A 12225-nucleotide genomic window follows, 5' to 3' on the forward strand; every position below is an offset into this window, starting at 1 on the left:
TCCTCCCTCTCGACCTTCCGCAGAAAGGCCCGTCGATGTCCGACCTGTTGCGCGCCCCCGCCGAGATCAAGTACGCCGAGGAACTGGACTGGCTGGAGTCGGTGGACGACGGTCCCAAGCCGTTCTCCTGGCGGCTGTCGCCCAGGATGGTCCGGCTGTTCGTCCTCGGCTCCGAGCGGGCGGACGGCCTCGACCGGGACGTCTCCCAGAAGTGGTTCGGCGACCGCAGCATCGTCGAGCGGGCCATCGTCACCCTCGCCTCCGACCGCGGTCTGCTGCTCATCGGCGATCCCGGCACCGGCAAGAGCTGGCTGGCCGAGCTGCTCGCCGCCGCCGTCTGCCGCAACTCCACCCAGGTCGTCCAGGGCACGGCCGGCACCACCGAGGACCACATCAAGTACTCGTGGAACGTGTCCATGGTCATCGCCAAGGGCCAGTCCCGCGAATCGATGATCCCCTCGCCGATCATGACCGCGATGGAGACCGGCACGATCGGCCGGTTCGAGGAACTCACCCGCTCCACCAGCGACGTCCAGGACGCCCTGATCTCCATCCTGTCCGAGAAGTACATCTCGGTCCCCGAACTCGACAGCGACAGCATCGTGTTCGCCAAGCCGGGCTTCTCCGTCATCGCCACCGCCAACAGCCGCGACCGGGGCGTCAACGACCTGTCCTCGGCCCTCAAGCGTCGCTTCAACTTCGTCCGCATACCCGTCGTGACGAACAAGAAGAGCGAGGCGGAGATCGTCCGCTTCCGCACCGAGGAACTGCTGCGCCGCCACCAGATCGAACTGGACGTCCCGCCCACCCTGCTGGACGTGCTGCTGCAGAGCTTCGCCGACCTGCGCGCCTCCTCCGCCGCGGCGGCCGGCGACGACGAGAAGCTGGAGTCCGCGCTGTCCACCGCCGAGCAGATCGGTGTCCTGGAGGACGCCGTCCTGCACAGCAACTTCTTCGGCGAGCGCGCCCTGACCGCACGCACCCTCGCCTCCTCCCTGGTCGGCTCCCTCGCCCGCCGCGAACCCGAGGACCTCGCCATCCTCAACAAGTACCTGCACGGCGTCGTCGAGCCGCGCAGCAAGGAGGAAGGGGGCTCCTGGCCGGAGTTCCTGGAGGGCGGCCGCGACGCGATCGCGACCCTGTCGTGAACGCCCCGCCCGAGGGCGCGTTCGGCGCCCTGCGCACCCAGCTCCAGGACGCGGCCACCGCGTTCGCCGACGGGCCCGACGCCCTGGAGGGCATCCTCCGCGGCATCGTCGACGACGTCGAGCGCGCCGTGCACGAGCCGCTGGAGATCTTCCCGGTCTGCCACCACTCCCCGGCCTCGGCGCTCGCCATGGCCCGCCGGCTGCGCGAGAAGCAGCCGAAGGTGGTCTACCTGGAGCTGTGCGAGGACATGGCGCCCCTCCTCACCGAGCTGCGCAACTGCCGCCTCCCGGTGGCGGTGCAGGCGTTCGCGACCGAGGTGGAGGGCTTCCCCGCCGACTGGTCACCGCTGTCGGTGGTCGCCCCGGTCACCGAGGCCTCCGCCGAGTACCAGGCGATCGCCTACGCCCTCGACACCCCGGGCGTCGAGCTCGTCCTCGTCGACCGCTCCTCGGACCACGTGTTCCAGTGGGAGACCCCGCCCGCCGCCGACGCCGGCCCGGACGCGCCGCCCGCCGACGAGGAGAGCGTCCTGCACGGCGACGCGGTCGGCGTCGAGATCGGCGACCTGCGGCCCCGCTTCGCCGAACTGGAGGAGCACCTGCTGCGCCACGGCCGGGTGCGGCACTGGTCGGAGTGGTGGCACCAGTACGTCGAACTGCCGCTCGGCGACAGCGACCACGACACCTACCGGCAGGTCATGCTGCTCATCGGCAGCCTCTTCCGGCGCCTGGCACCCGGTGACCAGCGCCGGGTCCGGGTCGACGAGGACCGCGAACGGTACATGTGGACGCGGATGCGCGAGCACCTCGCGGCCACCGGCACCGACCCCGCCGACTGCCTCTACGTCTGCGGCGCGTTCCACGCCGCGAGCCGCGTCGAGGAGTTCGGCGTCCGGGGCAGCGACACCTTCACCATCACCCCGCCCACCCCCACCACCTGGCGGCACGGACTCATCCCCTCCAGCCACGCCGCGATCGAGGCACAGTTCGGCCTCGCCGCCGGATCCGTGTCCATCGCCGCGTCGGAATGGGCCAAGAACCTCAAGCGGACCGGTGTACGGCCGTACCGCCTGCAAGGACAGGCCGGCACGAAGAAGAGCACCGGGCCGAGGAAGGCGGCGGTGCCCGCGCCGCCCGCCGCCCAGGCCCCGCCGGCCGACCGGCTCACCGGGTTCCTCCAGCGGCCGCCCGCCCTCGACCCCCTGGACGAGGCCGAACTGCTCGGCTGGTCGGTGGAGATCGTGCGGGCCGCGCGGCGCAACGGCTACCTCGCCTCCACCGCCGACGCCATCGCCGTGTTCGAGACGTCGATCCTGCTGGCCGGAATGCGCGACCGGGTCCGCCCGACTCCGTACGACTTCCAGGACGCGGCCGTCACCTGCATCGAGAAGGAGACCGTACCGGGGCGGCGCGACATCGGCCGGCTCGTCGAGATCATGATGGGCGGCGACCGGATCGGCCAGGTCGGCTACGACGCGCTGCCGCCCCTCGCCCGGGACGTCCACGACCGGCTCGCCCCGCTGAACCTCAAGCTCCAGCAGCGCGGCGTGCAGCGCGCCCTGCTCGACATCGCCGCCCGGCCCGAACTGGAGCGCTGCTCCGACGTGCTGTGGATGCTGCGCCGGCTGCTCCCCCAGGGCGCCGCCCGGCCGATCATGGGCGACCGGCGTCTCGGGGAGCGCGCCATCCAGGAGTCCTGGGACCTGGCCCTCGGCACCCATCAGCGCGCCCTCATCGAGCTCGGCTACGAGGGCGTCAGCATCGAGCAGGTCCTGGAACAGCGGCTGCGGCGCGCCGCGTACGCCCCGCAGGCGACGGCGGCGCAGGTCCTGGAGACCGTCGAGGACGCCGTCCTCCACCTGCGCAGCCGCCGCCTCGCCGACGAGCTGGGCACCCGCGCCCTGGAGGTCCTCGCGGCGGAGCGCAGCGTGGACGGCGCCCCCGAGGTGCTGCGCCGCGTGCGCCGCCTGCTGGCGTACTACCGCACGAGCGAGCCGGTCCTGCCGCCGTGGATCGAGTCCTTCGTCAAGACCGGCTACGCGCACTACTGCACGCTGCTGCCGACGGCTTTCACCGACGAGGACGCCACCGTCCGGCAGGTCGCGGCCATGCTGGGGTTCCTGTTCAGCATGGAGGGCCTCGCGCTCTCCCTGGGCTGCGACCGTACCCAACTGGAGCTGGCCCTCGCCCAGTCCCATCCGGGGGAGCCGTCCCGTACGGCACTGCTGTGGGCGGCGCAGACCCACCTCGGCACGCTGTCCCGGGCAGAGCTGCGGGCCCGCTGCGACGAGCTGCTCGGCAACCCCCTGGTGGTGCCCGCCTACCCGCGCTATCTCAGCGGGTTCGTGCACGCCCTGGAACCGGTGCCGCAGCTGGCCGACTTCGTCGTCGAGGCGGTGTCGAACGCCTTCGCGCGGCTCCCGGACCCGGTGCTGCTGCCCTGGCTGCCGACGCTGATCACCAGCCTGCGGGCGGGCGGCGCGGAGCTGGCCCCGTTGCTGATCCGTGAGGCGGGCCGCGTCTTCCCGGCCCGGCTGGCGGAGCTGGACTCCTGGGTGCCGCCGTGGCGCGCCCCGCAGGAGCCCGTGGCCGTCCCGACGGGCCGGCCGGGCGGCGCGGCCCGTGGTGTCGCCCTCCTCGCCGCGCGTCCGGCGACGTGCGACGCGCTGGCGGAGCTGCTCGGCTGCGAGGGCGGCTGGGAGGCTCCCGCGGCGGACGCCCCGCGGGGGGCCGCGCTCCTCGCCGGTCACCCGGGGACCGCGACGGCGCTGGAGGCGCTGCTGGCGGCCGGCTGACGTGCGACGGGCCGTTCCACCGCGTTCAGGTCGCAGTGGAACGGCCCGCTCGCACCGGGCGGACCCGGTACGTCCCAGGGCTCCTCCGGCGGATCGAGCCGGAGGAGCCGCGGTGCCTCGCCTCCCGGACGCGCGGGCCGGGTCCTGCGTCGCGCGGGCCGGGGTGCCGGACCGCGCGACGCCCGGACGGACGTGTCCGACCCCGCGTCCCGCGCACGGTCGCCTGACACACCCTCTAGCGGTGCCGGCTGCCGACGGTGACGGTGCCCGTGACCTTCGCCCCGTCGGGCAGGTCGTACTCGACGTGGCCCGTCGACCTGTTCCAGACGGTGATGCGGAAGGTGTCCGGGGAGTCCGTGGCGGTGACGCGGAAGGCGTGGCCGGCGACGCCGTCGAGGGTGCCGGAGCCCTCGAGGACGGCCCGGGAGCCCGTGACGACGAGCCAGTCGAGTCCCGTCGAGCGGAACTTCAGCCGCGCCGGGCCGAAGTCGAAGGTGACCCGGCCGGTCGGGACGGTCGCGCCCGCGCGGTATGCGGCGGCCAGGGAGAAGACCGCCTTTCCGGTGAGGTGCGCGTCGGCCGGACAGGCCCCGGCGGGGGAGACGACGAGGCCCGCGCCGGCCGCGGGGCCGGCGGCACGGTCGTACACGATCAGCTCGGGGAGCGTCGTGCCGTCCGAGGCGCCGTCGTCGTCCGTGACGGTCACCACCGGGCGGTGGACGCCCGCCGCTGTGTACACGTGCGCGGCCCGGCAGCCCGTGGCGGTGACCGTGCCCGGCGTCGGCTTCGTGCCGTCCTTCCAGTCGACGGTGCAGGTGTGGGTGTCGGAGGTGCCCGGGTCGGCGAAGCCGACGGTGACGACGGCCCGCTGACGGACGCCCACCGGCGTGCCCGGGCCGGCGGCGGAGGTGATCGCGGGGGCCGCGTTGGCGACGGTGACCGTGGCCGAGTCGCTGCTGCGGCCGCCGGTCAGGGTGAGCCGGTAGGTGCCGTCGTCCGTGCAGGTGAGCGTCGTACGGGCCGTACCGGGGTCGGCGACGGTGCAGGGCGCCCCCGCCGGGACCGTCCACCGCGCGCCGCCCGCGCCGGAGACGCTCCCGGTCAGGGCGATCGCGTCGCCTTCCGCACCGGCCGCGTCGGGACCGGCGTGCACGACGGTCACCGGGTCGACGCTCGTGAGGGTGGGGACGACCTTCTTGATCAGGCCGTCCGCGTCGAACTCCAGCCTGTCGACCGTCGTCTCGCGGTGGGTGCCGTCACCGCCGGGGAGGGCGAAGCGGTGGTAGGCGATGTACCAGTCGTCGCTGTCGGGGACCTGGACGACCGAGTGGTGGCCCGTGCCCCTGATGCCCAGGGCGAGGTCCTTCTCGAGGATCACGCCGCGCCTGGTCCACGGGCCGGTGGGGGAGGGGCCGGTCGCGTAGGCGACGCGGTAGTTCTCGTCCCTGGTGTCGTTCTCCGACCACATGAAGTAGTAGGTGCCCGCGCGCTTGATGACGAAGGAGCCCTCGTTGTAGCCGCTCGGGGTGATGTCCTGCACCTTCGAGGCGTCGAAGGACGTCATGTCCTCGTTGAGCGGCACGACGTATCCGTGTCCGTTGCCGAAGTAGAGGTAGGAGCGGCCGTCGTCGTCGGTGAACACCGCCGGGTCGATCATCTGGCCGCCGTACCGGCCGGCTTTCAGCAGCGGCTTGCCCAGCGGGTCCTCGAACGGCCCGGTCGGCGAGTCGGAGACGGCGACACCGATGTTCGCGTCCGCGGAGAAGTAGAAGTAGTACTTCCCGTCCTTCTCGGCGATCGTCGGCGCCCACGCCCTGCTGTCCGCCCAGGACACGTCCGGCCCGAGGTCCAGGATCACGCCGTGGTCGCGCCAGTGGACCAGGTCGGTGGAGGAGTACGCCGTGAACCGCGTGCCGCTCCACCCCTCGAAGCCGTCGGTGGTCGGGTACAGGTAGAAGGTGTCGCCGAACCGCACGATGTTCGGGTCGGCGTTGAGCCCGGGCAGCACCGGGCTCCGCATGACCAGCGCCGAGACGGTCCAGGTGCGCCGGGTGCCGTCGGAGCCGGTCACCTCGTACGTCACGGGAGAGGTGAAGTCGTGGACGCTGCCCGAGGCGGGGCTGATCGCCGCGCCGTGGGCGAGGGTGAACTCGGGCGCCAGGGCGGTGAGATCGGTGCCCTCGTGCAGCGGCAGGGTGATCGTGCTGCCCGTGTCGTCGACGAGCGCGTCCACCTTCAGGTCCGGGTGGGACGCCTCCGCGATGCCCGTGGTGTTGCCGGCCAGTTCGAGGACCTCGGTCGCGGACAGGGCCCGGTCGTGGACGCGGAAGTCGTCGACCTCCCCGCCGAAGTAGGGGTCGGCTTCGTACAGCGAGCGGCCGATGTAACCGCTGTGGTCCTTCGCCGCGTCGTACAGCTCGGAGGGTTTGACGCTGACGCCGGTCGTGCGGGCGGCCTGCACGCCGTCGACGTAGAGGACCGCGGTGCCGGAGGCGCCGTCGAGGGTGACGGTGACGTGTCTCCACTCGCCGGGTGTGAGCCGTGAGCCCGCCGTGAGTTTCTGCTCGGCCTGCCAACCGGCGGCGGTGATCGCGGAGTACAGCTTCGAGGAGCCGTTGGAGGGACTGGCGAAGAGGTACCGGCTGCTGTCCGGACCGAGACCGAACAGCCACTGCCAGTTGTCGCCGCCCTTCCACTTGGCGTACGTGGAGACGGTGACGCTGTCGGCGTCCTTCAGCACCCCGTTCGGGATCCTGACGTACGGGGAGGTGGCGGAGTCGCCCGACATCCGGAACGAGCCGCCGTCCACGCCGGTCCCGAAGCCGGGCGTGCGGACGTAGGTGCCGTGCCGGCCGTGGCCGCTGGAGTCGCGGGCGACGCTGCCGCCGGTCTCGTCGAAGCGGTAGTGCAGGACGAGGTCGGCGGGCACGTCCGGGCCCTCCTCGGAGACGGTGACCTCGGCGCGGACGACGGTCGAGGTGCCGTCGGGCAGGCTTCCCCGCACGGTGAAGGTGCCGGCCCGGGCGTACGCCGACTCGGGGACGGTCTCCCAGGTGACCGCGGTGGGCCGCTCGACGCCGTCGGCGTACCGGGCGACGACGGTGGCGGGCAGCACGGGGGCGTCACCGATGCGGGTCTCGACCTCGATGTCCTCGACGCTCTCAGGCAGCTGGTCCGGCTGGTACGTCCTCAGCAGCCGCTCGTACTCGGCCCGGGTGACCGGCAGGACCGTGCCGTGGCGGGGCCGGGAAGGCAGGTCGTAGCCGGTGGACGGGGTCCAGACGCCGGAGCCGAGGTCGGTCGTCTCGAAGGGGATGTAGCCGCGGCCGCCGAACTCGTCGAGGAACGCGTACCACTTCTCCTCGGTGTTCGACTTGAAGACGAGGGGTCCCTCGGCGGCGTTCATCGCGCCCTTGCCGATGCCCTCGGCGACCGCGGTCCACGAGGTGTCCAGGAGCGAGTCGCTCTTCTCCTCGAAGACGAACTTGCTGTTGGGCGTGGAGGAGGAGTTGTTCCGCTCGTCCTTCGACAGCCGGTAGTAGGTGCCGTCGTGCCGGATCACCGTGGAGTCGATGACCGAGTAGCCGCGGTCGATCCACACCTTGGGCTCGCTGAAGGTGTGGAAGTCGCGGGTGGTGGCGTACATCATGCGGTTGTAGGTGTCACCGGAGTGGCCGGCGTCGGCGTACAGCTTCGACGCCCAGAAGACGACGTACTCGCCGAGCTTCTCGTCGTAGTAGGCCTCCGGTGCCCAGGTGTTGCCGGCGCTTTCCGGGGAGACCTCGACCAGGCGCTGGTCCGTCCAGTTCACCAGGTCGGTGGACTCCCACACCATGATGGACCTGCTGCCGGTGCGCTGGGCGGCGTCCCAGTCGCCGTTGCCGTGGATCCGCAGGTCCGTGGCGATCTGGTAGAACTTGTCGCCCTCGGGGGAGCGGATGATGAACGGGTCGCGCAGGCCCTGCTCGCCGAGGGTGGAGGTCAGGACGGGGCTGCCGTCGTTCAACTCCCGCCATTTCAGGGGGTCGTTCCCCTTGCTGAGGGCGAAGTGGACCTGTTCGCCGTCCGCGGTGCCCTCGCCGGTGAAGTAGCTGAACAGGTAGCCCTCGAGGTCCTGCCCCGCGGGCAGTTCCGGCACCCGGGCGGTGAAGTCGCGGGTGGTGACGGCCTCGCCCTTGGTGACGGTGGCGGTCAGTTCGACGGTGGTGGCGCCCGCGCCGTGCGCGGGGCGTCGGACCATGCCCTCGGCGGAGACGACGGCGGGCTTCGCGGAGGACCAGGTGACCTTCGTGCCGTGGGCGCCGGCGGCGGGCAGCGTGAGGTTGCCGCGCACGTCGTCGAGGTCGTGCACGGTCAGCGCCTCGGCGGCCCGCTCGGTGGCGGTCCTGTCGTCGAAGGCCGCGCGGACCGTGACCTCGAAGGTCCTGGTGTCGCTGACGGTTCCCTTCCTCAGGGTCGCCGTGAGCGTGGCGTGGCCGTCCGGTTCCCCGGCGGCGGGGCGGGTCACCGCGCCGGAGTCCGACACCACGGCGGGGTTGTCGCTCTTCCAGCCGATGGACGAGCCGCCGGCCGTCCCGGTCCTCGGCAGGACGAGATCGGAGGTGACGCCGTCGGTGTCGCCGAGAGCGAGCGCGGCCTTGTCGTCGGCGACGCCCTGGGTGGCCACGGGGAGCGCGAGCCGCTCGACCTCGGAGCCGGCCAGCGCCCGGTCGTACACGCGGAAGTCGCGCATCCTGCCCTTGAACAGTTTGTCCCCCGAGTAGACCGATCTGCCTATCGAGTTGGCGGTGGTGGTACCGGACCCGATGGCGCCGGGCGTGAGGGTGACCGCCGTGTTGCGGGCGACCTCCACGCCGTCCTCGTAGAGCACCCCCGTGGTGCCGGTCTGGGTGTACGTGAGGTGCTTCCACACCGCGCGGGTCAGGTTGTGCGAGTCCGCGGGCTTCGTCGTCTGCTCGGTCGACCAGTTGCCGCTCGCGACGGAGGTGCGCAGGGAGTTGCCGGTGGTGAAGAGGTAGCCGTTTCCGTTGCTGCCGCTGGAGTTGCCGAAGCCGTAGAGGAAGTACGGCGTGCTCTGGGCGGCGTCGATGCGTACCTCCGTCGAGACGGAGATCGAGTCCAGGCCTTTCATGATGTCGTTCGGCAGCCTGACGTAGGTGTCGGAGCCGTTGAAGGCGAGCCCCTGACCGGCGGCCGACCAGTCGGCGGTGCCCTGGACGGTGCCGTCGCGGCCGTGCCCGGAGGAGTCGGTGACGCCGGCCGGCCCGTCGAGCGCGTACCGCAGCACGAGTCCGTCCGTGACGTCGGTGACCTCCGCCGCCCGCGCGGACGTCGCGGTGCCGGTGAGGCCCAGGAGCAGGGAGGCGGTGGTCAGTGCGGCGAGGCCTGCCGCCCGGCGTCCGCCGTGGCTGCGACGTCGTGGGGTGTGCGTCATGGTCGGCCCGCCGTTTCCGCTGTGTGACGTGGTGTTGCGAGAGTGTCAAACGGGGATCGGCGCGACGTCAATAGATCTCGAACAATGTCCGACAGGCCGAACGAAGTGGAATGTGCGACAACGGGCCTCGCATCGAAGGAAGTTGAGGAACACGTTCCACACATTCCGCTCATCCGTACGGGAGTTGACCACCCGTACGGGCCGCAGTCCCTCGCCCGGGTTGTTTACGGGCGCCCGCCGTGTGCGTGCGGGTGCAAAGGGCAGACCCTCCGTGACAGAACGCGCGAGGGCGAGGAGCACGCCGGTGACCGACGTCTGTTTCAGAGCCGATTTCGCCTCGGACCACCAGTGGGTCGCGGGCCGCTCGTGGGCCTATCCCGACGGAGGGCCCGTCAACCCCGACGACAACAAACTCGACCACCTCGTGGCCGATCCCGCCTACTCGCGCACCGGCACCTTCCGGGCCACCCGACGCGACGACGGCCTCTGGGACACGGGGCTGCTCACCACGGAAGGCAGCGACGAGGGCTTCATGGCCCGCACCGGCGACCGGCTCGAGGCCCGGGTGCGGCTGCCCGTCGAGACCGGTGCCTGGCCCGCCATCTGGACCTGGCGCGACGGCGACCAGGAGATCGACGTCTTCGAGTACCACCCCGACAACCCGGACCTGCTGGAACTCTCCAACCACGTCCGGGCCGCCCACCGCTACCACCGCGACGACGCGGTCGGCCCCGGCGGCTGGATCGACCTCGCCGTCGAGTTCGGCGCCCGCAACGTCGTGTGGTCCCTGAACGGCGAGGTGGTCTTCGCCGACCGGCGCGGCGTCGGCCGGCGCTGGCACGCCTACCTCATCGTCAACCTCTCGGTGTGCGCCGGCCGCTACCACCCGGCGCCCGACCCGGAGGTGACGGAGATGTCCTTCGAGGTGGCCTCCCTCACCGTCCACCGGGACACCTGAGCCCGCCGTCCCGCGGGCCCGGCCGGCGCGCGGGACACTGTCTCACGGCCCGCGCCGGCCGGCCACCCGGGCGGTGCGGCCGGGCTACGGCCTCCCCCGAATGGCCCGCCCCAGGGGGACGCCGGGCGCCGCGCGCGGTCTTCTGGAGGCACGCCCGACAGAAGGGACGAGCCGTGTACGAGATGAAGGTGGGCCTCGCGTCGGGTGGCGGTGAGCATGTGTGGCACGTGGTGGTCCCGCACCACGGGACGAGCCTGTGCGGCACCGATGTCTCCGCCACCGGCGCGACGGCCACGAACACCACCGACCGCCACTGCACCCCCTGCATGGTCCATTTGCAGACGCTACTGGACGCCGACCGGAACTGATCCGGCCGGCCCCCGCGGGACCTCCCGCGTCGCGCCCGCCCCCCGGGCCCCCTCGCCCGGGGGGTGGGCCGACGGAGGGACGAAAAGGTGCGGGCACCCGCGACAGCACATCAGATGGGAGGCATGCGAAGGCCCATGAGAGCGGCGTTCGGCCGCCTGCGTCTGTACGCGACCGGTCTGCCGGTCGCCCTGTCCCTGCTCCTCTGCGCGCACCAGCCCATATCCCCGCCGGCCCCCGGTGGGGAGCCGCCCGGCGCCCCCGCCCGCGGCACCGCACGCATGGGCATGGGCGTCCTCCTCCACGACGGCCGGGCCGGCTCCCCGGACACCCGCGCGGCCGCCCAGCCCGAGGGCGTCGACGTCTCCAGCCACCAGCGGGACGTCGCCTGGACGACGCTGTGGGCCTCCGGCGTGACCTGGGCCTACGTCAAGGCCACCGAGGGAACCTCCTACACCAACCCCTACTACGCCCAGCAGTACGGCGGTTCCCGCGCCGTCGGCATGCTCCGCGGCGCCTACCACTTCGCGACGCCCGACACCTCCGGAGGCGCCGCGCAGGCCGACTACTTCGTCGACCACGGCGGCGGCTGGACCCCCGACGGCACGACCCTGCCCGGCGTCCTCGACATCGAGTGGAACCCCTACGGCGACGCCTGCTTCGGCAAGACCCGCGCCTCGATGGTCTCCTGGATCGCGAGCTTCCTCGCCCGCTACAAGGCCCGCACCGGCCGCGACGCCGTCATCTACACCGCCACCAGCTGGTGGACCCAGTGCACCGGCGACCACGCCGGGTTCGGCGCCACCAACCCCCTGTGGATCGCCCGGTACGCCGCCACGCCCGGCACCCTCCCGGCCGGGTGGGCATACCACACCTTCTGGCAGTACACCTCCACCGGCCCCACCGTCGGCGACCACGACCGGTTCAACGGAACCCCGGACGGACTGCGGAAACTGGCCGCCGGCTGACGGCGACGAGCCCGTCGTGGCGACGTCGGACATCCGACGACCCGGACCGCACCGGGCATGACCGGTCCGGTCCGGGGGACAGGCGAGATCATGCACACGCACCAGGACGGACCCGACCGCGACCACCGCCGTCCCGAAGGGGTGAGCGACGACACCGTGAAGGCCCTCGGCGCACTGTCGAAAGCGCTGGAGACGACGGAACGGGCCAGAGGCCACCTCTACGGATTCCACCAGCTGACCGGCACCGCGGACCTCCAACTGGACGAGGCGGTCTCCCTGCTCCGCAGGGCCGGGCACGACGAATGGGCCGAGAAGGTCCGCACCGAGATCCTCGGCCGCAACGTCATCCCCGGCCACTGGACCTTCCAGATCGTCGAGGCCTACGACCGCACCTACTACGAGGCGTTCAAGAGGCTCGAGCGCGCCGCCGTCGACGAGCTGGCCGAGGGCCGGGACCACCTCCACGAGGCGGAGATGAAGGAAGCCCGCCGCACGGCCGGTCATCCCGACCACACCGCCCGCCCGGAAACGGGGAAGGCGTGAGGGTGAGTGGCCC

7 protein-coding genes are annotated in these 12225 nt (G+C 72.2%); 6 read left to right on the forward strand and 1 reads right to left on the reverse strand.

Features of this window, described 5'->3' with window-relative positions; genetic code table 11:
- The first annotated feature begins 35 nt into the window (after window positions 1-35).
- Together ACIP5W_RS04755 and ACIP5W_RS04760 are read left to right on the forward strand one after the other, a co-directional pair.
- Window positions 36-1148 carry an AAA family ATPase gene (locus tag ACIP5W_RS04755; RefSeq protein WP_401466700.1) on the forward strand — a complete coding sequence of 371 codons (1113 nt, stop codon included), beginning with the start codon at window positions 36-38 and terminating at the stop codon, window positions 1146-1148.
- A complete protein-coding gene (locus tag ACIP5W_RS04760) occupies window positions 1145-3943 on the forward strand; it encodes a hypothetical protein (protein WP_401466702.1) in 2799 nt (932 codons plus the stop codon). The genes ACIP5W_RS04755 and ACIP5W_RS04760 overlap by 4 nt, the downstream gene beginning before the upstream one ends.
- A 235-nt stretch (window positions 3944-4178) precedes the next feature.
- Here ACIP5W_RS04760 and ACIP5W_RS04765 read toward each other — a convergent pair whose 3' ends face one another.
- Window positions 4179-9377, reverse strand: a complete 5199-nt coding sequence (locus ACIP5W_RS04765) for a family 43 glycosylhydrolase (RefSeq protein WP_401466705.1) — start codon at window positions 9375-9377, stop codon at window positions 4179-4181.
- A gap of 304 nt (window positions 9378-9681) precedes the next feature.
- Here ACIP5W_RS04765 and ACIP5W_RS04770 point away from each other — a divergent pair, with 304 nt between their 5' ends.
- The 4 genes from ACIP5W_RS04770 to ACIP5W_RS04785 all read left to right on the forward strand — a co-directional run bounded on the left by ACIP5W_RS04770 (window position 9682) and on the right by ACIP5W_RS04785 (window position 12212).
- Complete coding sequence (locus tag ACIP5W_RS04770) at window positions 9682-10335, forward strand: beta-glucanase (RefSeq protein WP_401466708.1); 654 nt, start codon at window positions 9682-9684, stop codon at window positions 10333-10335.
- A gap of 173 nt (window positions 10336-10508) precedes the next feature.
- Window positions 10509-10703 (forward strand): hypothetical protein, encoded by a 195-nt coding sequence (locus ACIP5W_RS04775; RefSeq protein WP_401466711.1) that lies wholly within the window; start codon window positions 10509-10511, stop codon window positions 10701-10703.
- Between the two features lie 123 nt (window positions 10704-10826).
- On the forward strand, window positions 10827-11669 hold the full coding sequence (locus ACIP5W_RS04780) for a lysozyme (protein WP_401466714.1): 843 nt from the start codon (window positions 10827-10829) through the stop codon (window positions 11667-11669).
- 90 nt (window positions 11670-11759) lie between these two features.
- Entirely contained in the window at window positions 11760-12212 is a 453-nt protein-coding gene (locus ACIP5W_RS04785; RefSeq protein WP_401466717.1) for a hypothetical protein, read from the forward strand.
- Window positions 12213-12225 lie beyond the last annotated feature (13 nt).

Source organism: Streptomyces sp. NPDC088766, from assembly GCF_044750845.1.
Taxonomy (GTDB): domain Bacteria; phylum Actinomycetota; class Actinomycetes; order Streptomycetales; family Streptomycetaceae; genus Streptomyces.